The organism is Roseibium sp. M-1 (assembly GCF_054515675.1).
In genome coordinates this window covers 4,362,836-4,387,280 of the sequence record NZ_CM137257.1, presented here as the reverse complement: position 1 = coordinate 4,387,280, position 24,445 = coordinate 4,362,836, and the positions used below count along the sequence as shown (strand labels likewise).

The following is a 24,445-nucleotide window of genomic DNA, read 5'->3' as shown; positions in this document are numbered from 1 at the left end:
GCATCAGGCCCATATGGTCGCAAAACGACCTCTTGTCGAGGGCACGCATCTGTCGGGATGACGATCGTGCGCTCCTTTTTAAGGCCTGCCGATGACGAATTCGCCCGCGATCGCCCTGAATAATGTCCATCTGACCCTCGGCGAGGGCGCCGGCCGGGTGCATATCCTGAAAGGCATAGACCTCGAGATCGAAAAAGGCGCTTCCGTCGGCCTTGTGGGGCCCTCGGGCTCCGGCAAGTCGACACTGCTGATGGTCATGGCAGGCCTGGAACGGGCGGATGAAGGCGCGATCAACGTCGCGGGCGCCGAACTCGGACCGCTCTCGGAGGATCAGCTCGCCCGGTTTCGCGGCCGCAATGTCGGCATCATCTTCCAATCCTTTCACCTCGTCCCGAACATGACGGCGCTGGAAAATGTCGCCGTGCCGCTGGAACTCGCCGGCGATACCGACGCTTTCGGCAAGGCAAAGGCGGAGCTTGAAGCCGTTGGCCTCGGCCAGCGCATGCATCACTATCCGGCGCAGCTTTCCGGCGGTGAGCAGCAGCGCGTCGCCGTCGCCCGCGCACTGGTCGTCGAACCGGAAATCCTGATCGCCGACGAGCCGACCGGCAATCTCGACGAGACCACCGGCGCCCAGATCGTCGATCTGATGTTCACGGCCCAGAAAACCCGCGGCACGACGCTTGTTCTGGTGACGCACGACCCCAGTCTCGCCAATCGCTGCGACCGGGTGATCCGTGTCCGCTCCGGCGAAATAGAAGAACCGCTCACTGCCCGCCACGAAGCCGGACAAGGGGTCGGCGCATGAGCGGCTTCGTTGCCGGCAAGGGCCAGGGGAACGCGCAGGATTTCCGCCTGGCAGCCCGCTTCGCCCTCAGGGAACTTCGCGGCGGCCTTAAGGGGTTTTACATCTTCATCGCCTGCATCGCGCTCGGCGTTGCCGCCATTGCCGGTGTCACTTCGGTCTCGCGCGCCCTGACGGAGGGCATCTCGCGGGAAGGCCAGGCGATCCTCGGCGGCGATCTCGACTTCTCGCTCATTCACCGCGAAGCCGAACCCGAACAGCTGGCCTTTCTTGAGAACCTCGGCAATGTCTCCCGGGTGGCGACCTTGCGCGCCATGGCACGGAAACAGGACGGCAGCGACCAGGCATTGGTTGAATTGAAGGCCGTCGACACGCCCTATCCGCTCTACGGCGAGCTGACACTTGCCTCCGGAGAAGCGCTTGGCGAAGCCCTTGAGCGCAAAAACGGCCAATGGGGCGCCGTGGCCGACCCCTCGCTGCTCGCCCGGCTCGACCTCAAGGTCGGCGACACGATCTCGCTTGGCCGCGCCACCCTGCGCATTACCGGCACCATCGCCTCCGAACCGGACAAACTGGCCGGAGGCATGGAATTCGGCCCGCGGCTGCTCATTTCCGATGCGTCCCTGCCCGAAACGGGCCTGGTGCAGCCTGGAAGCCTGATCCGGTGGCATTACCGGGTGAAAATGACGCCCTTTCCGAGCATGGAGCAGCTTGAAGCGGTCATCGAGGACGCCAGGACATCTCAGGCGGATGCGGGCTGGCGGATTCGCTCCCGTGCCAACGCGGCACCGGGCCTCCAGCGCAGCATCGACCGCTTTGCCCAGTTTCTCACTCTGGTCGGCCTGACAGCGCTGGTCGTCGGCGGTGTCGGCGTCGCCAACGCCATCCGCGCGTTTCTGGAAACCAAGCGCGATGTCATCGCCAGCTTCAAATGCCTTGGCGCCACCGGCGGCTTCGTTTTCCGCATCTATCTGGTGCAGATGCTGGTGCTGGCGCTGATCGGCATCGCTGCCGGTCTCGTCATTGGGGCCTTGATCCCCTTTGCGGCCAGCGCGGCGCTCGCCTCCGTTCTGCCGGTCAAGCTCGTTGCCAGCATCTACCCGTCGGAGCTTGTCCTCGGCCTTATCTACGGTCTGCTGACGGCGCTGGCCTTCGCGCTGTGGCCGCTCGGCCGGGCCCATGACGTGCCCCCGACCGCCCTCTTCCGCGACATCGTCACCGGCGGAGGAAAACAGCCGCGCAAGCGCTATCTTGTCGCCACCGCCGTTACGGTTCTGACCCTTGCCGCCATAGCGGTGCTTCTTGCGCACGACACGCGCATGGCGGGCGTCTACATCGCCGCATCGGCAGGAGCCTTCTTCCTGCTGGTGCTGGTTGCCCGTGCCATCATGGCCATTGCCCGCCGCATGCCGAGCGTCCGATCCACCGAACTGCGCCTTGCCATCGCCAATATCCACCGGCCCGGCGCGCTGACGCCTTCCGTCGTGCTGTCGCTCGGGCTCGGCCTCTCCCTGCTGGTGGCGCTTGCCCTCATCGACGGGAACCTGCGCCGTGAACTGAACGCCACCATTGCCGACCGCGCGCCAAGCTTCTTCTTCATCGACATCCAGAGCACCGAGCGCGACACCTTCGAAGCGCTGCTGAAACAGGAGGCTCCAGGCGCTTCGCTGCAGAGCGTGCCCATGCTGCGCGGCCGCATCGTTCGCCTCAACGACATTGCCGCGGAGGATTTCAAGCCGGTGCAGGAAGGCTCCGGCTGGGTGCTGCGCGGCGACCGCGGCATCACCTATTCAAGCGGCCTGCCGGCCAACTCCAAGCTGGTAGAGGGGTCCTGGTGGCCTGAAAACTACACCGGCTTTCCTCTCGTATCCTTCGATGCGGAAGCCGCGACAGATCTCGGCCTGAACATCGGCGACCGGATCACCATCAACGTCCTCGGCCGGGAGCTCACCGCCGAAATCGCCAATCTGCGTGACGTGGAATGGCAGTCGCTGGCGATCAATTTCGTCATGGTGTTCTCGCCCAACACCTTCGCCGGGGCGCCGCATGCCCATCTGATGACGCTCGGCTGGGAAAATGACGTCCCCGCTGAAACCGAGCTGGCCCTTTTGAAAACCGTCTCCAATGCCCACCCGACCGTAACCGCCGTGCGCGTCAAGGACGCCATCGACCAGGTCAACGACCTGGTCGCGCAACTCGCCTGGGCGATCCGGGGGGCGAGCTCCATCACCCTGATCGCCAGTGTGCTGGTGCTGGCCGGTGCCCTGGCCGCCGGACATCGCAGCCGCATCTATGACGCGGTCATCCTGAAGACCCTGGGCGCGACCCGCACGCGGCTCATCCTTGCCTATGCACTGGAATACGCCATCCTGGGCCTCTCGACCGCCGTCTTCGCGCTCGTCGCCGGCGGCATCGCCGCCTGGTACGTGATCACGCAGATCATGGACGGTTCCTTCGTGATGATGCCCGTCACGGCCGCGGGTGCGGCCCTCGCCGCCCTGGTGCTGACCGTCGGTTTCGGTCTGGTCGGCACGTGGCGCGTGCTGGGTGAAAAACCTGCGCCGGTATTACGAAATCTGTGACAGGAATTACCTCCTGACAGGAAAGGTCACCTGGGACCGTCCTGTCAGGAAAAATTCATAAATCATGAGCAGGTTGCGTCAAACTTCAGCCCCGCGCAACTTGCATACTGAAGAGATCTTGTTTATCCGGTTCAGGTCCGGGCAAGACTGTTAAAGGGGCTCCCTGCATGTTTCAATTCTTCGATAAATCTCGTTTGAAAACCTTTGCCAAAGCAGCGGCGGTTTCCGTCATTTCTGTTGCCGCCTTCGCGTCCGCGGCCACCGCTGAAAGCCCGTTTCACACCGGTGTCTGGCAGCTGAACACTCCCGAAGGCCCGCGTGGCCTGGTTGTGAGCGACTGGCTCGTCTTCGAGGATGGCCTTCCCAAACGCTGGCTCTACCGCCGCGCCGGCACCAACGACGCCAACCAGTTCGACTTCTTCACCCGCACGATCAACGACAACGGCTACACGCCGGTGGGCATCCGGGTTTACCGCACCGGCGACGATGCGATGAAATACACGCTGGCCCCGAAGGACGCGGATCCGGTCGAGGTATCTGCCGTACGCCTTTCCATCCCGAATTTCGAAAATTCCTGCCTGTCCGTCGAAAAGAAGGGCAAGCGCTTTTACGGCAACTGGGCCGGCACGACTGGCTCCAAGCTGAAGAAGCTGAATGTCTCGAAGAACCGGCTGACCATCGACGGCGAGGCCCGCAAGGTCACCATCGAGGAAGTCAGGGTCGGTCGGATGGGCATCACCGAGGATGGCAAGCCGATCGCGTTTCTGACCGATGCCGGCGGTGACTATGCTGTGCTGCAATGGTTCAAGGACGGTGTGACAGTGGAACAGATGCGCGATCCGGAGCGTGAAATCCTGGATTTCGCTTCCGAGGAAATAGTGCGCAATCCGGGCGGCACCTGCGACAGGCAGATCGAATCGCGCCTCAAGGCGATGAAATAGTCCTTCGATCTTAAGCATGCGGAAATGAAAAGCGGTCCCAGGCAGCAAGATTACAAATTTTTCAGATAAACCGGCTTGTGCTTGGGTCCGTATTTACCCATATGTTGAGGGAGTTGTGCTACATGTACTGTTACATGAGCATTTCGATCTAGAAGGGGATTTCCACGACCATGTCGACCTTTGACCGTCAATCACAAGGCGCGTATTCCGTCGCTGGCGCACGCGCCCAGGCCGGCATCGATCAGGGCCTCCGGTCCTATATGCTTGGTGTCTACAACTACATGACCATCGGCCTTGCGCTGACCGGGTTCCTGGCGCTCGCAACCGTCATGCTGGCCACCACCACCGACCCGAACGCCGCCGTCGCCAGCCTCGGCAATGGCCGCATGCTGACCCAGCTGGGCGTCGCCATCTATGGCAGCCCGCTGAAATGGGTCGTCATGCTCGCGCCGCTTGGCATGGTGATGTGGCTGTCTTTCCGCATCCAGTCCATGAGTGCCGGTGGCGCCCGGGTCCTGTTCCTGGTCTATGCCGCTGTAATGGGCATCTCCCTGTCCTCGATCTTCCTGGTCTACACACCGGGCTCGATCGCGCAGGTCTTCTTCATTACTGCCGCCGCCTTTGGCTCCCTCAGCCTCTTCGGCTACACCACCAAGAAGGACCTGTCCGGTTGGGGCTCGTTCCTGTTCATGGGGCTGATCGGCATCGTCATCGCGTCCATCGTCAACATTTTCATGGCGTCGTCCGCCCTGCAATTCGCCATTTCCGTAATTGGCGTCCTGGTGTTCGCCGGCCTGACGGCTTACGACACCCAGCAGATCAAGGAAATGTACTATGAAGGCGACAGCGGTGAAGTCGCGACCAAGAAGTCTGTGATGGGCGCCCTGCGTCTTTACCTCGACTTCATCAACATGTTCCTCATGCTGCTGCAGCTGTTCGGCAACCGCGAATAAGCTTCCGGCATCCCGACGAAAATGCGAAAGCCCGGCTCTGCCGGGCATTTTGTTTGGTCCTACGAGGAATGCACGCGCAGGCACAGCAAGCAATCTGACGGGCACCACGTCACGATCGCACGGCTGCTCCGGTCAAACCTCGACCACGCGCAGGTGTTTCTTCTTTTCCAGCACACGCAGGACCTGGGCAAGGTCATGCCCGCGCTTCAGGATCATGCCGCCGGTCGCCACCACCGCGTAGGCCCCCTGGCGCCGGGAGAGCTTCGGATCCTTCTCGATCCGGTAGAGCGGCATCTCGGACGATCTGCGGAAAACGGAAAAGACGGCCCGGTCCTTCAAAAGGTCGATGGCATAGTCTCGCCATTCGCCATCGGCGACCATGCGTCCGTAGAGCCTGAGGATCGTATCCAGTTCGCGCCGGTTGAAGGCAACAATCGGTTTGGGAGGGGGAGCCGCTTGGCTGTGCGGCAGCGGGCCCAGGCCCGTGCCGCGCTGAAACGCGCTTTCGTCGGCTTCGCTCATTCCGCCTCCATTCCGTTCGCGGTTTCGCTGCAGACAGGGAATCGCTTGGCAACGATGCCTGTCACCTCCCTGTCATGATGCGTCTCCTTTTGCCGGAATGGCAAGCCCGCAACGTCATATTGAGCAATCCCGGCGATTTTCTCCGTATTTTTGACGGTAAATTATCTGGGGGAAACATTAAAAACGGACGCTACGGCAGTTTGCCCAGAAAGAAAGCCCAAATTTCCTTGAAATTGCCGCATTCCAGCCCTTGGCAAGCCATTTTGGGCACCCATATTCCTAACATACCTTGATGGGTATGACCGGTAGAAATCACGGAATGCATTAGCCCCCCAGCCCCCCGGGGTTTTTACAGGTCAACCAGATTTAATGAGTCAAACATCAAGGCAACTGAAGGGCCGGCTTTATGCCGGCCCTTTTCATTTGGGCCACAGGTGCCTCCTCGGCAAATCTTCCAGTCCCGCCGGAACGCAGCGTTACTTTTCAGCACACCCCACACGATTGCCCCTTTTCCAAACGGGCGCTTGATGTATCCTTTTCAGCAGGATGACTACGGACCTGATCGATCTGCGCGCGGCCCGGACCGCGGATTGCGATGCCCTTGCCGGCATTCACAGCGAAGCCTGGCTTGGCGCCTACCGGGGCGTTTTGCATGGTGTCGACCTGCAGAAAATGATCTCCCGCCGGGGCACCAGCTGGTGGCGCGGCGCGCTTGCCCGCGGTGTCGATATCAAGATCCTTTCCATTGCCGACGTGCCCGCCGGCTACGCCACCTATGGCCCCTGCCGCCTGCGCAACACAGGCATGGAGGGCGAGGTCTACGAGCTTTACCTGAAACCGGAATACCAGGGCCTCGGCTTCGGCCGGCTGCTGTTCAACAATGTGCGCGAGACGCTGGCGGCGAAAAACCTCTCCGGCGTTGCGGTCCAGGTCTTGAGCGACAATGACCCGGCCCGGGCCTTCTACAAGGCCGTCGGCGGCCGCCTGGCGGCAAAATCCTGGTACAGGCTGGGCGGCCGGCGGATGGAACTGTCCATCTATACCTGGCCCCCTGCGCGATCCTGAACCGGCACGCGCCTGATACGGCAACCGAACTGAGGGCACGATCCAGACCTAGAGCCCGTCGCGAAAAAGTGGGTTCCGGTTTTTCGCAAAAAGACGTGCGTCAAAAATGAGATAAAGCGTGTCACGTGAATTCAAATGAACGCGACACGCTTTATACCAAAAAGTGTTGATTTTGACCCATCTGACCGCCTTTGGAGGCTTTTCGGCAAGGCGCGCGTCGCAGGGCGATGCGCGGCTATCGGACAAGACGTGCAACGCAGTCCGAGGAGCCTCCAAAGGCGGCCTCCGGTGGGCCATTTCCGCCCGCCGGACATCGTTGCACCGCTTGCCCGGTCAACCAGACCGCGCTACGCGATGCGCCTCGCCGACAACCGGAAATGACCCATCTGATGGGTCAAAATCAACACTCTTTGGTATTAGAGGCTAGCCCCGGCTCACCACTGCAGCACACCCGGATTGCCCAGGATCTGCGGTTCCCGCGTGCAGTCGTAGGTCCCGGCCATGGTGTCGGCCGCCTGGCGGGCCATCTCGTTGGCGTTCTTGTTGGCCTGGGCATCGATGCGGGCGATCTGGCAGGTGCCACCGCCCGGAAGCAATTGTGTGACGATGAGAACGCTGCCTGTGGCGGCGCCGTCGTCGATGCTCGGGAACCAGCGAAGGATCGTCGCAAAGGGCGTGCCGTCGCGAAGGCGCCATTCCAGGGTTTCGTTGACGGTGTTGAAGCTCGGCAGGGTCTGGGTTGCCGCCGGTTCATCCGCGGCTGCAGGACCGAAGGAAACGAACATGCGCAGATCGCCCTCTGCGACATAGACGGGCTGGCCCTGGTAGCCCTGGCATTCCCAGGACCCGCCGAAGGTGCCTTCGTCTTCTTCCGCAGCTTCGGTCTGCGCGCAGGTCTGAAGCTGGATCTTGGTATAGGCGCTGTCGATCCCGGCGGCGAAGGCTGGTGCGGCGGCGGCAACACCGAACATGGTGAACAGACAGATATTGACCCTATTCATAGCCGGTCTCCCAGAGCATCGTGCGTTCCGGAGAATGCACATAAATGCTCTACCGCGTTAAGATCGATCAGCTTCCGGACGCTCAACCCCTTCCGGTTATGCGTCCGCTGATCTGGGGCACGTCGCGAAAAAGCAGGCTCCGGTTCTTCGCAAAAAGACGTGCGTCAAAAAAGAGATAAAGCAGGTCACGTGAATTCAAATGAACGCAACACGCTTTAGCAGGTAACTGCTCGCGGAATGAAGCCATGCTAATCAATTAGGTGCAATGCAAAAATTAAGGACTTGAACTTCTCCGGCGGGATTGCGATAGACGCTGCAACGATCAACAGGAGTTTTCTCAATGCGTATCGACGCGGTGCCGATTGGCAAGAATCCGCCGGAGGACATCAACGTCATCATCGAGGTGTCCGTTGGCGGCGAGCCGATCAAATACGAAATGGATAAGGAAGCCGGCGCGATGTATGTCGACCGCTTTCTCTATACGCCGATGCGCTATCCGGGCAATTACGGTTTCGTGCCGCACACGCTCTGTGGCGATGGTGATCCGATCGACGTGATCGTGGTCAACCAGCGCCCGATCGTGCCGGGCGCGATCATGAGCTGCCGTCCGATCGGAGTGCTCCTGATGGAAGACGAATCCGGCCAGGACGAGAAGATCCTTGCCGTGCCGTCCCGCAAGCTGAGCAAGCGCTACGACAATATCAACGACGTCACCGACCTGCCGGAAATCACCGTCGCCCAGGTGAAGCATTTCTTTGAACACTACAAGGATCTGGAACCGGGCAAGTGGGTGAAGATCACCGGCGTCGAAGGCGCGGAAGCCGCCAAGCGCCTGATCGTCGAGTCGATCGCCCGCGCCCAGAAGGAAGCCGCCGAATAAGGCCGGTCCTCCGGCAGCCGCAATGACGAGCGGCCAAGAACGCAAAGCCTCCCGTGTTCCCCGGAACGCGGGAGGCTTTCACGTTTCAGGCGTTCGATTTGAGGAACCAAGCCTGCCGGTGCTTAAAGCGTGCCGCGTTCATTTGAATTCACGCGACACGCTTTATCTCCTTTTTGGCGCACGTCTTTTTGCGAAAAACCAGAACCCACTTTTTCGCGACATGCTCTAAGGATCGCCGGTCAGAGGTCCGCTGCTGCCTCGATGCGCTCCATGTCCTGGTCCGACAGGCCAAAATGGTGGCCGATCTCGTGGATGAGCACATGGGCGACCACATCCCCCAGGGCCTCGTCCATCGCCGCCCAGTAGTCCAGGATCGGACGCCGGTAGAGCCAGATGCGGTTGGGCATCTGCCCGGTCAGGATCGCGTCGCCGCCTTCCGTCAGGCCCTGGCCCTCGAAGAGGCCGAGCAGATCGTGCGGGTCCTCGATGCCGAGCACATCCAGCACCTCGTCCGGAGCATAGTCGGACAGGCTGATCTGCAGATGGCCGCAGAGCTGCAGGAATTCGTCCGGAAGTCCGGCCAGAACCTCCGCTGCCATGGTCTCGAAGTCTTGCAGATCGGGGGCCTTGCGGTCGGACCAGCCGCTGTGGCTGATGGGCCGGATGGATGCCATTACGCTTCCTTAGATCGGCGGGCGCTCGCTTGCTGGCAGTCTTGCGCCCGAAATTGGTCGTGTCGCGAAGCCGGGACACCGTCATGCTGTCTCAAGCGGCTCCGGTTTCGGAAATCAGCTGTTGGGCAGAACGTAGGTAACCAGGAGATAAATCACCAGCCCGATCGCAAACAAAACACCAAGCCCACGGCCGATCCGCGAACCCCAGACCTCAATGCGGTCGTCCTCGTCCTTGTCGGCGGCACTCAGGTGATCCTTGGCCCTGTCGGCCATGCGCACGAAGGTCGAGCCGACAATGGTCTCGCTTTCGGCCCCCACCCTGTCGAGGGCATGAAGGGCGTCGCGGCGCTGTTTGTCCTTGGGATGTTCGGTTTTGCTCATGCACCTACACTGGCCGGATTGCCGCGCCGGTTCAACATGAAAGCGGCGAGCAGCGCACAGAGTGCCAGTCCGCCGGAGGCGACGGCGTTCCAGCCGGCGAAGGAAAGCCCCAGCATGCGCCAGCTGGCTTCCGTGCAGCTGACCACCCGTGTCGTCTTGAGAGCCTGCAGCATGTTGGCGGCAGACGTCGGCGCCGCGGAGCCACCGCCACAATCGTTGGGACCAGCCCAGAACTGCCATTCGGCACCAGCCTGGTAGATGCCGAGACCCGAGCCATAGGCAAAGACGGCGGCAATGGCGAGGAGAGCCAGCATCGCCAGTCCGTTCCGCCTCTGCGTCATCAGGATCAGCGCCAATGCAGTCAGCGGCAGTCCGACATAATAGGGAACGCGCTGCTCGAGGCAGAGCTTGCAGGGCACGTAGCCGCCGATCAGCTGGAACCCCCAGGCCGTGCCGATCACCGCAAGACCGCCCAGCAGCAGGAGCCCCGTCAAATTCCGCGCCATCCGGTCAGCAGCCATGTCACCCTCGCATTGTCAGATATACCTAAGCAGAACAAATCCGCCGACCAGCAGCACCACAAATATGGTAAACATGAGACCGAGGCGCTTCTCGATGAAATCCCGGATGGGCGGGCCGAAGAAATAGAGCAACCCGGCAACCGCGAAGAAGCGGATCCCGCGTGAGACAACGCTTGCCGCGATAAAGACCGGCAGGCTGAGCCCGAGCGCACCGGAGGCGATGGTGATCACCTTGTAAGGGAAGGGCGTCAGGCCGGCAATGAAGACGAACCACCAGCCATACTGGTGGTAGATTCCCTTGAATTCCTCGACATAGTTCATCTTGCCGTAGAAAGTCAGGATCGGCACGGCGACCTGCTCGAACAGGAACATGCCGATCAGATAGCCCGCGACACCGCCCGCGACCGACGTCAGCGTGCAGAGCAGCGCATACCACCAGGCTTTTTCCCGCCGCGCGATCACCATGGGGATCAGCAGGATGTCCGGTGGGATCGGAAATACGGAGCTTTCGACAAAGGAAACCGTTCCGAGCGCGGCAGGCGCGCGCGGTCCGGCGGCAAGGGACAGCGTCCAGTCATAAAGGCGTCTGATCATGCCGCCTCCATAGCCGGTGCACTGCGAAAAGTCATCGGGGAAAATAGGACGGTTTCGACACAAGATAGTGTCGTTCAACAATTGCCGGTTCTGGATTTTGAGGGGAACCGGCGCTCAAGGTGCGGTAGCGCAATCGAACCCGTGCTAAAGGTTTCCGAATGGGCGGTAGCGCAAGCATACATGGTGCCCCCCGCCGGAATCGAACCGGCACTCCCGAAGGAACCGGATTTTGAATCCGGCGCGTCTACCAGTTCCGCCAGGGGGGCGACCGGCACCGGAGGGGTCCGTATCATGGGCCCCAGTCCGATGCAAGCGGTTCCGTGCGCCGCTCCCCTCCTGCCGGCCCGACGCTACATGGTTGATCGTGCCGGCCGGCTAGCCGTCCCGTCCCGGCAAGCATTTTAGCGGCTTCGTTAACCAGGAATTTACTTTGGCGGGAAAATTCCTCGCATTTCTACCTATCAGGGTGCAACACTTCGAGACGCTTAAGACAAATGCAATCGCCAGCGCGCAGATTGCCCCCTCATGCGAGGAAGGGGCCGAGAATGACCTATATCGACAACAGCGAAGGCACCGCGCGGCAGCAGGCCAACGCTCACAAAGGCAACCCGGTTGCCGGCAAGCTGGGGTTTTACTCGGTTGACGGCGCGGCTGCCTTGCCGCCTGCGGCTCTCTTCTCCCTTGCCAGCCTCGACAAGGAGGCGCTCGAGTCTTCGCCGATCCATGCAGACTGGGTGCTTGAAGGATCGCCGGACGCAAGGTGCCGGAACCTTTCCCAGATCGGCGACATGTGGACGGTCGTCGATCACTGGTCCTGCACGGCGGGCAAGTTTCGCTGGCAGTATTTCTTCGATGAGACGATTCTCATCCTGGAAGGTGAAGCCTTCATCACGGATGAAAACGGCGTGAATTATCATGCGGTCCCCGGCATGACCCTGTCCTTCCCGGATGGCACGGCGGCCGTCTGGCACGTGCCCGACTATGTCCGCAAGATCGCCTTCAACCAGAAATCCGTGCCTTCCTATCTGCGGCTCTTCTGCAAGGTGGTGAACAAGATCCACCGCAAGATCTTCAGATAAGGCCTCCGGCCCTCAGGCGCCTGTCCTGCGGCGGGCAAATTTGCTTAGCCAGATAACAAAAGCGCAAAATGTGCGCATCTGTAGACAAGCGATTTCCGCTTGGCTAGAAATTTGGCATGAGCAAATCAGGACGTGAGATCGAGCTCAAGCTCGAGTTGGAGACGGGGGCCCAGGACGCGCTGAAACGCGCCGGCACCATAGAAGGGTTCACTGCCAGCCGCGGCGTGACGAAGACCCTGCAGTCGATCTATTTCGACACCCCCGACCAGGCGCTGCGCAAGGCGAAGATCTCCTTGCGTGTCAGGAAATCCGGCCGAAGCTGGCTCCAGACAGTGAAGCTTGGCACCGGCGTGATCGGCGGTCTCTCCTCACCCGTTGAAGCCGAGCACCCGGTCAAGGGACGGGCGCTCGATTTTTCCGTAATCGAAGACAGCACGGTCAGCGACAGACTTTTGGAGATCCTCGGCGACGCTCCCCTTTCCGAATGCTTCGAAACGGTGATGAAACGCACCGTCCGGAACCTCGCGCGGGAAGCGGACGGAACCCTGATCGAACTTGCCTTCGACACCGGCCACATTCTCGCCGGCAGCGGCACCCAGCCGCTCACCGAACTCGAGATGGAACTGAAGTCGGGACCGAGCCAGGCCCTTTATGAAGCGGCACGGGCTCTGTTGAAGGACGTCCCCTTCCGCTTTTCTCCCTATAGCAAGGCCGAGCGCGGCTATCGTTTTGCCGAAGGGCGGACGGAAGCGGAGCGGCAGCCGGTTTTCGCCGCTCCGGTCAAGATAGACCCCGGCCTTACCACCGAACACGCCTTCCGCGATGTGCTGCGCTCCTGCCTGACCCAGATAACCGGGAACCGGCTGGTCGTGCTTGCCAGCGACGATCCGGAAGGCCCACACCAGCTCCGGGTCGGATTGCGCCGCCTGCGCAGCGCCCTGCGCCTGTTCCGTTCCGTCCTCAATCCGGCTTCGGCGGCGCCTCTGGACGGCCTGGCACGCACCATTGCAACCGAAGCCGGGGCCTTGCGCGATCTTGATGTGCTGGTGGAGGAAATCGTCTCGCCGCTCTCCGGCAAGGCGCCTGACAGCATTTCCTTCGACGCCTTATTGGAAGATCTCAACGCCTCGCGTGATAAAGACATTCGCAAGGTGCTGGTGGATCACCTGAAATCGGCGGAAGTCAACGCATTTCTCCTTGACCTTGCCGCCTATACGGAAGGCCGGGGCTGGCTCGATCCGGAAAATTTCGGCCAGAGCGAGCTGCTCGCCAGGCCCGTCCGCGCTTTCGCCGACGAGGCTTTGGCCCACCAGTGGAAGAAGGTTCTGAAATACGGCAAGCGGCTCGACAGGCTCGACGTTCCGGAACGTCACGAAATGCGCAAGGCCATGAAGAAGATGCGCTACGGCATCGAATTCTTCGGTGGTCTTTATCCGGTCGATACCGTGAAGCCCTTCCTGAAGCGGATGAAGAAGCTGCAGGACATTTTCGGCTATCTCAACGATGTCGCCATGGCCGAACGGCTTCCGGACACCTGCAAGGTGACGGGAGAAAAGGCAGAAGAAGCGACACGGGCCATCGGCTTCGTCATCGGCTGGCACGAGGCCCAGTGCCAGACCATGTGGCAGCATGCCAGGGGCTATTGGGACGCAACGCGGGAAGTGCCGAAGTTCTGGGCGTGAGGAAGCCGCGATCTATTGTGGACGCGGATTCTTCGCGCGATCGCACCTGATTTCGAGGCATCAGATCCGAGGCGCAGAAACGTCGATTTCCCTGTCCCAGTAAGGACGTTCCAGGTCGTAGATCTTTACCAGATGATCGATCAGATATCGTGCTGCGCGCGGAAGTAACTTGCGGCTCGGAAATTGCAGGTAAAGCGGCTTGGACGGCATCTCGTACCCCGGCAACAGGCGCAATAACGCGCCATTGGCAATCAGGGAATGCGCGACGAATGTCGGCACCCGTCCAATTCCCCCTCCCGCGACAAGCGCTGCACAAAGGGCTTCGCTGTTGTTCACCTTCAGATTGCCCGTGACGGAAACCTTATCGGGACCCAGGCCGGATCTGAATTCCCAGACATCCATGTTGTCCGAATAGGAAAAGAATACACAATTGCGACTGGCAAGGTCGGCCGGTGTGTGCGGAGCGCCATGCTCGCGCACATAGTCCGGCGAGGCACATATCACACTGGCAAGCGGTGCCAGCTTGCGTGCGATCTGAGCGGAATCCGGCAGGTCGCCGGCCCGCAATGCCAGGTCGAATGTGCCGTCGATGAGAGCTGCTGCCCGGTCGTCGAGCGTCACGTCGACGCTCAGTTTCGGGTGCATGCCGAGAAATCCGGGGAGATGCGGCACAAGATGGCGACTGCCGAAAGACATCGGCGCCAAAACCCGAATTTCACCGATCGCCTCACTGCCGTAAAGGGCGGCTTCCTGTTCGGCGGTCCTGACGTGATACGCAGCATCGGCCGCGTGGGCAAAATAGCGGTTGCCTGCTTCCGTGAGCGCGAGCCTGCGGGTGCTGCGCTGCAGGAGCTGAACGCCCAGGCGCTTTTCCAGCTGCGTTACTCTGCGGCTGACCGCCGATTTGCTTAGGCCGAGGCGTTCTGCCGCTTTCGAGAAGCTGCCTTGCTCGATCACGGCCACAAAGACCTCAAAGTCGGGAATTGTTTCCATTACCCCTTATTGTTGATCCTGGATCAACACAAAGTCAATCTGAGACCTGATAGTAAACAAGTTGGCGAGCAATAAATTGTCACGAGATCAATCATGGAGGATCTCATGGCGATTAGCACATCTTGTCGGCCGCTCAGACAACAGGCGTTACCGCTGATCGTTCTTGTCGGCACCCTGGTGGGCGGGAATTTCGCGTTGGCCAAGTTCATCGTCCTGGGTGGACTTTCGCCGTTGCTCCTGTTCGCATGGCAGGTTCTGGGGGCGGGACTTTTGCTCTCCGGCACACTTGCAATCCGGCGCGTTTCGGGTCTTGCCGCACTCCGGACCCGGCCGGTGTTTTGTTACTGCATGATCAACGGGCTTCTTGGGGTATCGGCTCCGCAGGTGCTCAGCTACTTCGCCCTGCAGCAGGTTCCCGCGAGCCTGTTCACGTTGCTGATTACCCTGTCGCCGCTCTTGACCTTCTGCCTGTCGTCTCTGGCAAACCGGCGATTGCTGCCGCGGCACCGGCTTTTGGGAATTTTGATCGGCCTCGCGGGCGTCACCATCGCCACCACAAGCGGCGGGGCGCTGGAGGGAAGTGGTCTTCCCTGGATCGGAGCCGCGGTCATCACGCCGTTTTTCCTGGCGGCAAGCAATGTCTATCGCGAACGGGCAATGCCCCCGGGAACCGACCCGTCCGTCCTGGCCGCCGGCACGCTTCTGACGCAGGCCGTCTTGTTTCTGCCCGCGATGGTGTTTGCAGCAGATGCTCGGTTCGACGCGATAACAGGAAGCGACACAGTACTGGCGATTCTCTGCCTTTGTGCGGTGACCGCACTCAGCTATGTGCTGACTTTCGAGCTTTACCGGCGAACGGACGGCGTCGGTTTCAGCCAGGTCGGATACTTCGTGACACTATCCGGCATCGCTATCGGCGCTCTCGTCTTCGATGAACCAATCGGTCCCTGGTTTTCGTTCTCGGTCCTTCTGCTTTTTCTCGGCATGGCTATTTCCAACGGTCATCTCACAGGCCTTCCCGGCCGCCGTGCCGGAGAAAATCCGAAAGGAAATATCCAACCATCCCTTGCCAAAGGAGACACCGATGCAAATCACAACCCTCACCGATAACGCGAACCGGGCATTGATCGCCTCTCTCTATACTGCGGTAGACAATCTCGATGCCGAGAGCGTGGGTGCCCATCTCGCGGAAGACGTTTGCTTCCGGCTGGGCAATTTCGAAACCTTGCGCGACCGACAGGCGGTCGTCGATGCCAATGCGGCGTTTTTCGGCACGATTGCGGGCATGACGCACACGATCACGGAAATAGGCTCGGATGGCGTCACCTTATTCTGCACCGGCTCGGTTCACTACACCCGGCACGACAAAAGCGAGTTGTCAGTCCCCTTCGCGACCGTTCTGAAACTGCAAGAAGGACTGGTGACCGACTACCGCATCTATGTCGACGTTTCACCTCTCTGAACGGGGCTCATCGTCCCGGCTCGATCGCCAGAATATCCGGGAAGGAAACCGGCGCGAAGGCGCCGGTCAGCTTGAAGGTGGTGAGGTCCTCTTCACGCGAGATCAGCTGGTCCTGGCGGGCGAGCTCGGCGATCGTTTCCTTCAGCGCCTCGATCTCCCGCAGGATAAAGGCGCCGGTATCGGGTAGCATGCGCCGGGAAATCGTGAAGAACAGCGACTGGTTGCCGCCAGGATTGCCGATCACCTGGGCGAGGAAGCGCATGTTGATTTCCTTCAGAAGCGGGATCAGCGGACCATCGGGGCGGAAGCGGAACGGTTCCTTGCGGGTGATGCGGATGCGGTTGCCCGGATGCAGCTCCGCCAGATCCAGCGCCTCCAGCGCCCGGCCGTAGCGGAACATGTCCTCGCCCGAAAGCCCGAACCGCTGTTCGATCTCCTTCTGGGGGATCGGTTCGCGCAAGAGAATGAAGAGGAAGAACAGCGACGGTTCGGCGGCAAGCCGCGCTTCGGTCGCCACCGGCAGCACGCTCGCCTCTTCCGAGATGCGCCCGGCCCGGTGCAGGACATCGGCCAGCGGCACCTCCAGGATGTCGCAGATCTCCAGAAGCCGGCTCATCTTGCAATCGTGGCCGGCAAAGATCCGCTTTACGGTCGGTTCCGAGGTTCCCAATCGTCCCGCGAGATCCGCATAGGTCATGCCGCGGGCTTTCAAAACACCCTGCAGGATCTTGAATGTATCGCCGCGCATGGTCTTCCTGATCCTCAATTTCATCATTTCGTATCGTTTTTTGATACCAGATGAAGATCAATTGCGAAAGAAGTTCGATTTCTGCATCTGAAAATCCTCTCAACCGTTTCAAGAAGGACATCCCATGCAGATCCTGAAACCGCTCGCTGCCGCGCTCCTGCTCGGCCTTTCCACCCTGCCCGCCAGTGCCGGAACGCTCTGGTCAACCGAGGGCTTCGACATGCCCGAATCCGTGCTCTTCGATGCGGACAACGACCGGCTGATCGTCAGCGTCATGGTCGGCGCGCCGAATGACGCCGACGGCAACGGCCACCTGGCACTCCTGTCGCGGGACGGCACGGTGATTGACGCCAACTGGACAAAAGGCCTTGACGCTCCCAAGGGATTGGCCTTGACCGGCGGCAAGGTCTTTGCCGCCGATCTCACCCGGCTGCGCATCGTCGATGCGGCTACCGGCGACCTCCTCGCATCCCTGCCGGCGGAAGGCGCTGTCTTCCTCAATGACGTCACTACAAACGGCGATGAGGTCTTCGTCTCCGACATGATGACGGACACCATCTGGCGCTATGCGGACGGCAAACTTGAAAAGTGGCTTGAAACGCCTGAACTCAACCACCCGAACGGCCTCCTGTGGGACAATGGCCGGCTTCTCGTCGGCAGTTGGGGCAAGGGTCTGAAGAACGACTTCACCACCGAAGCCCCGGGAAGCCTTCTCAGCATTGATCCGGAAACGAAGGAAATCAGCACCGTCGCGGCCGAAATCGGCAATATCGACGGCATCGTCCGCCTGGACGGCAAGCTGGTGCTGAACGACTGGATCAACGGCAAGGCCTTCGCGGTCGGCCCGGACGGCACGGTGACCGAAGTCCTGAGCGAACCCGCGGGCCTTGCCGATATCGGTGCTGCAGGCAACGTGCTTTATCTGCCGCATATGCTGGAAGGGCGGATCGAAGCCATCACGCTGGACTGACACGATCGGTAATGGACCCGCCGCCAAGTCATGCGGCGGGTCTGGCTGCCATAAACCCGTGGCCGGCGGCGCTCATTCCCCCAACGCTAGCGACCTCACTCCACAACCAGTGGTAAGTATTTCAGAAACAACACCTTCTCCTGGCAGGAAAGGCGATCCAAAGAACTTGACTTAACGTAACCTCGCATCGCCAAATGGGGGAATTGATTGTCTGGGCCGGCATCTGGAGGTCGTCGAATTGGTCCGTGCATTGTTGGTTCTGCCGCCTCTGCCGCAACCCATGAACGCGCCCTATCTCGGGCAGCAGTATCTGGCTGCGTCGCTGCTGGAAGCCGGCCATGACGTGCAATGCCTCGATATGGCAAATCTCGAAGAGACCAGGGCGCGGTCCCTGCTGGCAGATGCCGTTGAGGCCTTCCGGCCCGATCTTATCGGCATGACGCTCTTCACCTACAATGCGCTCGCCGGATACAGGCTGGCGGCAAGTCTTGGTGGTACAGGCGCGGTTCTGATCGCCGGTGGACCGCATCCGACCGTGCTGCCGGAGGAACCGCTCGGGCACGGCTTCGACCTGTCGCTTGCCGGCGAAGGTGAACGCGCCATTGTCGTGATTGCGGAAACACTTCAAACGGGCGGCGATCTCACTGCCGTTCCGGGCCTGTACACGAAAACCGGCCGTGGCCCGCCCTATCAGGCGATCGAGGATCTCGACGCCCTGCCGTTTCCGCATCTGGCCGCGGGAACCGGCAGAGAGCGCGGCATAGCGGGCGGGATCGTTTCCAGCCGCGGCTGCCCGGCCCGCTGCACCTTCTGCGCCAATTATGTAACCGGCCGCGTCTACCGCTGGCGCAGCCCGGAAAATGTGGTCGCCGAGATGCGCGCGCTGCGGCGGAATTTCGGCCTTTCCCATTTTCCTTTCTGGGACGACGCCTTCACCGCCCGCCGCCCCCGTCTGGAAGCCCTGTGCGACGCGATCCTTGCCGAGCCGGAATTGTCCGGCATCACCTGGACCTGCATCACCCCCGGCAACATGGTGCTGCCGCGCGATCTGGAGCGGATGCGTCGTGCCGGCTGCGTTGCCATCAATTTCGGTATCGAAAGCGGCGACGCCACCGTCCTGCGTGCCATTCAGAAGGGCCAGACGCCGGAGAGAATCGTCGCCGCCGTGGAGGCGGCCAAGGCCGCCGGCATGGTCACCGTGGTCAACTTCATGTTCGGCTTTCCGGGGGAAGGCGTGACGGAGCTCGACAACACGGCTGCCCTGATGCAGCGCCTCGCCCCCATCACCGATTTCTTCAACAATTTCGGCGTGCTCGTGCCCTTCCCGGGCACCTCAATCTACGAGCGGTATCACACCGATTACGGCTTTACCGGTTGGTGGCTCGATCCGGGCCGCATCCCGGCACCGCCCGGTGAAGACCTCGGCGATGACCCGGCGCTCGCAAAGGACTTCTTCGCCTACGAACTCGCAATCGCTAACCGGATCGCGGACCTCGTTGCCTGGAAAGCCAGCCACAACGCCGCCTGGACGAACCGCCAGGCGGATGCAAGCGAGACAGGAAATTTTGCACGGAGATTTGGAACATGAAACCGAATTTGCGCCCCACCAGAATTTCGAAACATGCGGCCGAGTTCGCAGGTGCCGCCGGAAAATCCGCTGCCAAGAAGGCCGCCCAGAAAAGTAGCGGCCTTGCCTCTATGGCCCAACAGGTTGCCAGCGCCGCCGACAAGGCCGCCGGGGCCGTTTCAAAAGCGGCAGGGCCCGGCAAGGCCGGTGGCCCCACATCCGGCAACCCACCGACCTGGACAGGCGACATCAGCAAGGCGATCGCGAAGGAGGCTCAGCCGGCCGGCAGCAGCGACCAGCCAAATCAGGCGGAGACCTGGATGGCGGTCGAGCAGATGGCGTTATTCACGGGTGGGTCGTCCGGCGGAACATCCGGTGGCGGCAGTGCACCTGCCCCCTCCTTCACCGCGGCGGATCAGGCCGCCGTGATCGACGCCATAAAATCGGGCGTCAAGTTCGCCGTCGATATGTGGAAGATCTCCGCGCATTTTACCGACCTGAAGATCATGTCGCTCAGCGCCATTGGCACGCCGGGTTGTCTCGACGGCCCCTCGCTTGAACCTCATATCCGCAGCCATGCCAAGGTGCAGAGCCTGACCGGACCGGCGCGGGAGATGGCCAATGCCATCGCGGAAGGTTTCTCCGACAACTTCTTCCTGTGGCAGGACGCGGTTACCGTACCGGGCCTGCCTTGGTATCCCGCCTTTGTCGCCTATCCGGGACCTGCGGCCCCGCCGATACCGAACGTCCCCACACCGCTGATCAGTTGCGTTTCGGCCAAGATCAACAAGCTTCTGCTTGCCTCGGAGCTTGCCGACACCATCACCCAGGCCCTTCCCCAATCGCTGCGCAGCGAGACGGATTTTATCAACCGGGTCGCGGCCGGATTGGCGCTCGGGGCGTCCACCTGGCTCCCCGCGGCGCAGGTCATGCTGGTCCTCGGTTTCGGCCCGGTTCCATCCTTTGCGCCGCCCTATGTCCCGGTCGGTCCGGTGATAGGCGGCACCAATATTGCCGCCCCTGGACATCTGGCGACCGCCCCGGTTTTAAACCCGATGATCTTTTGACGCTTTCCGCGTCCCCGCATAGACGGCCCAGGCCTCCCACCGCCAGGACGCGGCATCGAGCCCCATTGCTGCCCGGGCGACGGCAGCAGGTCGATCTTGCGGCGACAGCTTTCCTAGAAGGGTGGCGTTCACCGGCGGCAGGCTCATCCAGTCGCAATAGGCTGCCTGGGTCAGTCTCTGCCGGAAGTCGCTGCGGGTCACCGTGAACCCGCGAGCGGCGAAGGCCCGCCGCACCAGGCCATCACTCAGCACAGGGGCACCATCCTCCGATGCCCGAGAAGGCGGAGCGCCAAGATCCATCTGCGCCAGCATCTGCGGCAATGCGGTCAACCACGGATCCTCCCCACCGCCAGGTTGATCCGCTTCACCGAGATAGGCCGCGGGCAAAGAGATCGCCAGGACGCCTCCGGGCGCTACATGTGCCGCCAAGTCCTCGATCACCGCTTCAAACGGCCCCAATGCCCAGACCGCTGCGCCGCAGACGACCCGATCGAAGAGCTCGCCCACCGGCATTTCGGCGCGCCAGTCCACCGGCAGACCATCCGTCCGGTCCCTGCCGATCTGCCGCATGGCTCCGGCCGCCTCCACGGCACTGACCTTGTCCTCGGGGCCGAGTTTCTCAAGGCAAGCAAGCGCAGTGCAGCCGATGCCGCCAGCAACGTCCAGCACCCGCTGACCCGGGGCAATTCCAACAGCTTCTGCAAGCTCGCGCGCAGCCACCCGGTACCGGTCATGTTTCTCGGTAAAAAGGCGGTACCGTTCTGCGGTCACCGGATTGTTCCAGAGATCCAGGGTCATGCCCCATACTCGCCGGTGTCCTCGCCGAAGCGAATGTCCAGCGACAGCCGCACCCGGCCGGCACTGCGATTGGGCAGGCTCCGGTGCGGTGTCAGGCCGGAAAACAGCAGGACATCGCCAGGCCCACATGGGACGCTGCGCCAGCGGCTTGCGGCATCGTCGATCAGTCCCTCCGCATCATGCTCGGCCAGAGGCCTTTCCCGATCCGCCACTTCCAGCGCCCCAAGCCTCCTGGAGCAGGCGACGAGCGGGATCCAGGCAATGCAGAGGCCGGGCACCTTGCAGTACCAGGCATCCTGATGCGCGGGCGTGCCTTCAGGTTCGTCCGGAAAGGTGATGCGGCAGATATCCGCCCCGGCCGGGGTCAGGAAACGGCCGCTGTGCGTTGCGACCGCCCGGTGCAAGCTTCTGTCGGCCCTGAGATTGGCGACCTCCAACGAACCCAGAACCTCTGCTTGAAAGGCCACAAGGGCGGGATCGACGGGATCGAGCCGTTTTCCGTGCATTGAGGCCGTGGCCCGTCCGTCCGTCCCGATCCAGCCACGCGTTTGCGCTGCCTGCCTGGCACGCGCCGCCACCGTCTCGACCATCTCCCGGTCGAGGACGTGCCGCAGCAACTGCGGACACGCCGGATCTGAGGAATGTCGCCTAGCGGTCATCGCCGATCCCGTCAGAAGTCTTCAAGGAAGTCAGACGATATCATGGTCCGGAACGCGCTGCGTCTCCAGGGGCGCTCCAGATCAGCGGACGCACAACCGGAAACGGTTGAGCGTCCATAAGGTGATCGATCTTGTAGTGGTAAGGCATCTTATGTGTGCTCTCCTGAACGCACGGCGCTCTACTGCCGCGCCGCCTCGATCGCGTCCGCCATGATCTCCAGACCCATATCGATTTCCTGATCCGTGATGGTCAACGGCGGAGCGATGCGGAAGACGGCGCCCATCGCAGGCAGCTTGACGATGTTCATGCTGAGGCCGCGTTCCATCGCTCCGGCTCCGATCCGGTCGGCCATCTCAAGATCCGGTTTGCGGCTGGCCCGGTCGGTGACGATCTCCAGCCCCAGCAGCAAGCCGCGTCCACGCACATCTCCGACGGCTTCAAAGCGCTGCTTCAGGCCTTCCATGCCGTCGCGCAGTCTCTTGCCTGCCGTTCTTGCCCGCTCGATCAGCCCATCCCGTTCCACCACGTCCATCACCGTCAGGCCGACGGCGGCGGGCAAGGGATCAGAGACATGGGTCGTCAGGAACACGAAGCCGCGCCGGTGCGCTTCCTCCTCGATCTTCGTGCTGGTAAGCACGGCCGAAAGCGGCAAACCGGCGCCAAGTGTCTTCGACAAGGTCAGGATATCGGGCGTCACGCCGTCGCGCTGAAAGGCGAACATGTGGCCGGTGCGGCCGATGCCGGTCTGGGCTTCGTCCAGAATCAGGAGCATGCCGCGCTCGTCGCATTTCTGCCGGAGCGCCGCCAGATAGCCTTCGGGCAGCTCAAGGATGCCACCGGAGGACAGGATCGGCTCGGCGATGAAGGCGGCGAGATTGCCGGTCGACTGGGCATCGACCAGTGCGAAAGCGTCGTCCAGCTCGGTGCGCCAGTCGAGATTTCCTTGGTCGTCCCTGAACCGCGGCCGGTAGGCGTTGGGGGCGGGGATGGCGAAGGAGCCCGCGATGGCCGGACCGTAGCCCTTCCGGGCGTGGCTGTAGGTGGCGGAAGCCGCGGCCCCTGTCATGCCGTGCCAGCTTCTGGAAAAGGCAACGATCTCGTGTTTGCCGGTGACGAGTTTTGCCAGCCGGATCGCCGCCTCGTTGCTTTCCGCGCCAGTCGACAGCAGCTGCACCTTTTCCAGACCCGGCACCAATGACCCGAGACGTTTCGACAGGTCCACGACCGGCATTGAGAGCATGCCGCTGAAGAGATGATCCAATCGGCCGATCTGCTCGCGCACCGTCCGGACGATATCCGGATGGGAGTGGCCGAGGATGGAGCTCATCTGGCCGGAGGTGAAGTCGAGGATCGGCTTGCCGGACCTGTCATAGACGTAGGCGCCTTCCGCCCGGTCGATAATGCGCCGCTCGAATTGCGGCCCATAGCGCAGGACATGAGCGTCGACGTCGGACCAGAAACCTGCCTCGGTCGTTTCGCTGAAGGAAGCGTCAAATGCCATTCTGGGATCTCCCGGCCGGACAGTTTCGCCGGCCCAGTGTGCGGATGTGTTGGGAAGATCCTAGCGACACATACACCTTCAACGAAATTCATATTCTAGATATTGAAAATCAATTAGACTGATGCCCCATGCAGGTTCTCGAAATCACCCTTCTTAGAAGCTTCATCGAGGTCGCACGCAGCCGCTCGATCAGCAGTGCCGCGCGCCTTGTCGGGCGCACGCAATCGGCCGTCAGCATGCAGATGAGCCGGCTGGAGGCAAGCGCCGGCCAGCCGCTGCTCCGCCGCATCCGCGGTGGCGTGGAACTGACCGCTGCCGGTGACCGGCTGCTGGCCCATGCGGAGAAGATCCTGAGCGCCCATGATGATGCGGTCGCGACGCTGCCTGGCAGCGGCTCCGGAACATCCAGCCTGCGCGGTCTCATCAGCTTCGGCTGTCCGGAAGATTATCTGACAGCCTTCTTCCCGGATCTCCTCAAGGGCTTTGGCGCATTGCATGGCGATGTCGAGATCGAGGTGGTGTCCGCACCGACGACCGAACTGCACCTGTTGCTGCAGCGGCGGCGGGTGGATCTGGCGCTGGTTTCCGTACCCGGTGAAGACACCTCCGCCAAAATCCTGAGGCCTGAAAGCTTCGTCTGGGTTGCCAGCGCGCCGCATCCGGACATCCTGCAAAAGGACGCCGTGCCGCTGGCGCTCTCAGCGCCCGACACGCTGGATCACCGCGCCGCCCGCACCGCCATGGACCGGGCCGGCCAACCCTACCGCATCGCCTTTGCCTCCAACGGTCTTGCCGGCCTTCTGGCGGTCGCCCGTTCGGGCCAGGCAATCAGCGTCGTCACCCGCTCCGCCGCGCCGCCCGACCTTCATATCATCGAAAACGGCCTGCCGGCTTTGCCGGACATTGGCATTACGCTGGCCTATGCATCACCGAACCCCTCCGCAGCCGCACAGGCCTTCGGAGCCTTCATCGAGGACAAACTGAAGGTTTGAGAGCCTG

The 24,445-nt window shown here is 61.7% G+C and carries 25 protein-coding genes and 1 tRNA gene; 14 read left to right on the top strand and 12 right to left on the bottom strand.

Going from position 1 to position 24,445, the window contains the following annotated elements; genetic code table 11:
* Positions 1 to 91: 91 nt before the first annotated feature.
* The 4 genes from ACX3M4_RS19905 (at position 92) to ACX3M4_RS19890 (ending at position 5,281) form a co-directional block, all read left to right on the top strand.
* Complete coding sequence (locus tag ACX3M4_RS19905) at positions 92 to 808, top strand: ABC transporter ATP-binding protein (protein WP_459354726.1); 717 nt, start codon at positions 92 to 94, stop codon at positions 806 to 808.
* Positions 805 to 3,387: an ABC transporter permease gene (locus ACX3M4_RS19900; protein ID WP_459354725.1), complete on the top strand. Its 2,583-nt coding sequence runs from the start codon at positions 805 to 807 to the stop codon at positions 3,385 to 3,387. The genes ACX3M4_RS19905 and ACX3M4_RS19900 overlap by 4 nt, the downstream gene beginning before the upstream one ends.
* A 167-nt stretch (positions 3,388 to 3,554) precedes the next feature.
* Complete coding sequence (locus ACX3M4_RS19895) at positions 3,555 to 4,328, top strand: hypothetical protein (protein WP_459354724.1); 774 nt, start codon at positions 3,555 to 3,557, stop codon at positions 4,326 to 4,328.
* 170 nt (positions 4,329 to 4,498) lie between these two features.
* Positions 4,499 to 5,281 carry a Bax inhibitor-1/YccA family protein gene (locus ACX3M4_RS19890; protein ID WP_459354723.1) on the top strand — a complete coding sequence of 261 codons (783 nt, stop codon included), beginning with the start codon at positions 4,499 to 4,501 and terminating at the stop codon, positions 5,279 to 5,281.
* A 132-nt stretch (positions 5,282 to 5,413) separates the two neighbouring features.
* Here ACX3M4_RS19890 and ACX3M4_RS19885 read toward each other — a convergent pair whose 3' ends face one another.
* Positions 5,414 to 5,803 (bottom strand): DUF2794 domain-containing protein, encoded by a 390-nt coding sequence (locus tag ACX3M4_RS19885; protein ID WP_459354722.1) that lies wholly within the window; start codon positions 5,801 to 5,803, stop codon positions 5,414 to 5,416.
* 546 nt (positions 5,804 to 6,349) lie between these two features.
* Here ACX3M4_RS19885 and ACX3M4_RS19880 point away from each other — a divergent pair.
* Entirely contained in the window at positions 6,350 to 6,868 is a 519-nt protein-coding gene (locus tag ACX3M4_RS19880; protein ID WP_459354721.1) for a GNAT family N-acetyltransferase, read from the top strand.
* A gap of 434 nt (positions 6,869 to 7,302) precedes the next feature.
* Here the strand turns inward: ACX3M4_RS19880 and ACX3M4_RS19875 are convergent, their stop codons facing one another.
* Positions 7,303 to 7,869, bottom strand: coding sequence for a hypothetical protein (locus ACX3M4_RS19875; protein WP_459354720.1), 567 nt, complete (start codon positions 7,867 to 7,869; stop codon positions 7,303 to 7,305).
* Between the two features lie 340 nt (positions 7,870 to 8,209).
* On the opposite strand from ACX3M4_RS19875, the gene ppa reads away from it, so the two are divergent.
* Positions 8,210 to 8,749, top strand: a complete 540-nt coding sequence (ppa, locus tag ACX3M4_RS19870; protein ID WP_459354719.1) for an inorganic diphosphatase — start codon at positions 8,210 to 8,212, stop codon at positions 8,747 to 8,749.
* A gap of 239 nt (positions 8,750 to 8,988) precedes the next feature.
* Here ppa and ACX3M4_RS19865 read toward each other — a convergent pair whose 3' ends face one another.
* The 5 genes from ACX3M4_RS19865 to ACX3M4_RS19845 all read right to left on the bottom strand — a co-directional run bounded on the left by ACX3M4_RS19865 (position 8,989) and on the right by ACX3M4_RS19845 (position 11,185).
* A complete protein-coding gene (locus ACX3M4_RS19865; RefSeq protein ID WP_459354718.1) occupies positions 8,989 to 9,423 on the bottom strand; it encodes a metallopeptidase family protein in 435 nt (144 codons plus the stop codon).
* 114 nt (positions 9,424 to 9,537) lie between these two features.
* Positions 9,538 to 9,804, bottom strand: coding sequence for a hypothetical protein (locus ACX3M4_RS19860; protein ID WP_459354717.1), 267 nt, complete (start codon positions 9,802 to 9,804; stop codon positions 9,538 to 9,540).
* Positions 9,801 to 10,325 carry a disulfide bond formation protein B gene (locus ACX3M4_RS19855; RefSeq protein ID WP_459354716.1) on the bottom strand — a complete coding sequence of 175 codons (525 nt, stop codon included), beginning with the start codon at positions 10,323 to 10,325 and terminating at the stop codon, positions 9,801 to 9,803. The genes ACX3M4_RS19860 and ACX3M4_RS19855 overlap by 4 nt, the downstream gene beginning before the upstream one ends.
* Before the next feature lie 15 nt (positions 10,326 to 10,340).
* Positions 10,341 to 10,919: a YqaA family protein gene (locus tag ACX3M4_RS19850; RefSeq protein WP_459354715.1), complete on the bottom strand. Its 579-nt coding sequence runs from the start codon at positions 10,917 to 10,919 to the stop codon at positions 10,341 to 10,343.
* A 181-nt stretch (positions 10,920 to 11,100) separates the two neighbouring features.
* Positions 11,101 to 11,185 (bottom strand) — tRNA-Leu (locus ACX3M4_RS19845).
* A 279-nt stretch (positions 11,186 to 11,464) separates the two neighbouring features.
* Here ACX3M4_RS19845 and ACX3M4_RS19840 point away from each other — a divergent pair.
* Positions 11,465 to 11,998, top strand: a complete 534-nt coding sequence (locus ACX3M4_RS19840; RefSeq protein WP_459354714.1) for a cupin domain-containing protein — start codon at positions 11,465 to 11,467, stop codon at positions 11,996 to 11,998.
* Positions 11,999 to 12,114: 116 nt separating this feature from the next.
* Positions 12,115 to 13,680 (top strand): CYTH and CHAD domain-containing protein, encoded by a 1,566-nt coding sequence (locus ACX3M4_RS19835; protein WP_459354713.1) that lies wholly within the window; start codon positions 12,115 to 12,117, stop codon positions 13,678 to 13,680.
* Between the two features lie 60 nt (positions 13,681 to 13,740).
* Here ACX3M4_RS19835 and ACX3M4_RS19830 read toward each other — a convergent pair whose 3' ends face one another.
* A complete protein-coding gene (locus tag ACX3M4_RS19830) occupies positions 13,741 to 14,673 on the bottom strand; it encodes a LysR family transcriptional regulator (protein ID WP_459354712.1) in 933 nt (310 codons plus the stop codon).
* A gap of 105 nt (positions 14,674 to 14,778) precedes the next feature.
* On the opposite strand from ACX3M4_RS19830, the gene ACX3M4_RS19825 reads away from it, so the two are divergent.
* Both ACX3M4_RS19825 and ACX3M4_RS19820 read left to right on the top strand, forming a co-directional pair.
* Positions 14,779 to 15,783 carry a DMT family transporter gene (locus ACX3M4_RS19825; RefSeq protein ID WP_459354711.1) on the top strand — a complete coding sequence of 335 codons (1,005 nt, stop codon included), beginning with the start codon at positions 14,779 to 14,781 and terminating at the stop codon, positions 15,781 to 15,783.
* Complete coding sequence (locus ACX3M4_RS19820; protein WP_459354710.1) at positions 15,758 to 16,135, top strand: nuclear transport factor 2 family protein; 378 nt, start codon at positions 15,758 to 15,760, stop codon at positions 16,133 to 16,135. The genes ACX3M4_RS19825 and ACX3M4_RS19820 overlap by 26 nt, the downstream gene beginning before the upstream one ends.
* Before the next feature lie 7 nt (positions 16,136 to 16,142).
* Here ACX3M4_RS19820 and ACX3M4_RS19815 read toward each other — a convergent pair whose 3' ends face one another.
* Positions 16,143 to 16,883 carry a helix-turn-helix domain-containing protein gene (locus ACX3M4_RS19815; RefSeq protein ID WP_459354709.1) on the bottom strand — a complete coding sequence of 247 codons (741 nt, stop codon included), beginning with the start codon at positions 16,881 to 16,883 and terminating at the stop codon, positions 16,143 to 16,145.
* Between the two features lie 124 nt (positions 16,884 to 17,007).
* Here ACX3M4_RS19815 and ACX3M4_RS19810 point away from each other — a divergent pair, with 124 nt between their 5' ends.
* The 3 genes from ACX3M4_RS19810 to ACX3M4_RS19800 all read left to right on the top strand — a co-directional run bounded on the left by ACX3M4_RS19810 (position 17,008) and on the right by ACX3M4_RS19800 (position 20,487).
* Positions 17,008 to 17,853: an SMP-30/gluconolactonase/LRE family protein gene (locus ACX3M4_RS19810; protein ID WP_459354708.1), complete on the top strand. Its 846-nt coding sequence runs from the start codon at positions 17,008 to 17,010 to the stop codon at positions 17,851 to 17,853.
* 238 nt (positions 17,854 to 18,091) lie between these two features.
* Complete coding sequence (locus ACX3M4_RS19805) at positions 18,092 to 19,441, top strand: B12-binding domain-containing radical SAM protein (RefSeq protein ID WP_459354707.1); 1,350 nt, start codon at positions 18,092 to 18,094, stop codon at positions 19,439 to 19,441.
* The gene (locus ACX3M4_RS19800; protein ID WP_459354706.1) at positions 19,438 to 20,487 is read left to right on the top strand and encodes a hypothetical protein; all 1,050 of its coding nucleotides are present in this window, start codon (positions 19,438 to 19,440) and stop codon (positions 20,485 to 20,487) included. Before ACX3M4_RS19805 ends, ACX3M4_RS19800 begins: the two co-directional genes overlap by 4 nt.
* Here ACX3M4_RS19800 and ACX3M4_RS19795 read toward each other — a convergent pair.
* The 3 genes from ACX3M4_RS19795 to ACX3M4_RS19785 all read right to left on the bottom strand — a co-directional run bounded on the left by ACX3M4_RS19795 (position 20,467) and on the right by ACX3M4_RS19785 (position 23,446).
* Positions 20,467 to 21,285: a methyltransferase domain-containing protein gene (locus ACX3M4_RS19795; RefSeq protein ID WP_459354705.1), complete on the bottom strand. Its 819-nt coding sequence runs from the start codon at positions 21,283 to 21,285 to the stop codon at positions 20,467 to 20,469. The genes ACX3M4_RS19800 and ACX3M4_RS19795 overlap by 21 nt on opposite strands.
* Positions 21,282 to 21,902: a phytanoyl-CoA dioxygenase family protein gene (locus tag ACX3M4_RS19790; RefSeq protein ID WP_459354704.1), complete on the bottom strand. Its 621-nt coding sequence runs from the start codon at positions 21,900 to 21,902 to the stop codon at positions 21,282 to 21,284. Before ACX3M4_RS19790 ends, ACX3M4_RS19795 begins: the two co-directional genes overlap by 4 nt.
* A 221-nt stretch (positions 21,903 to 22,123) precedes the next feature.
* Entirely contained in the window at positions 22,124 to 23,446 is a 1,323-nt protein-coding gene (locus ACX3M4_RS19785) for an aspartate aminotransferase family protein (RefSeq protein WP_459354703.1), read from the bottom strand.
* 128 nt (positions 23,447 to 23,574) lie between these two features.
* Here ACX3M4_RS19785 and ACX3M4_RS19780 point away from each other — a divergent pair, with 128 nt between their 5' ends.
* Positions 23,575 to 24,438 (top strand): LysR family transcriptional regulator, encoded by an 864-nt coding sequence (locus ACX3M4_RS19780; protein WP_459354702.1) that lies wholly within the window; start codon positions 23,575 to 23,577, stop codon positions 24,436 to 24,438.
* Positions 24,439 to 24,445 lie beyond the last annotated feature (7 nt).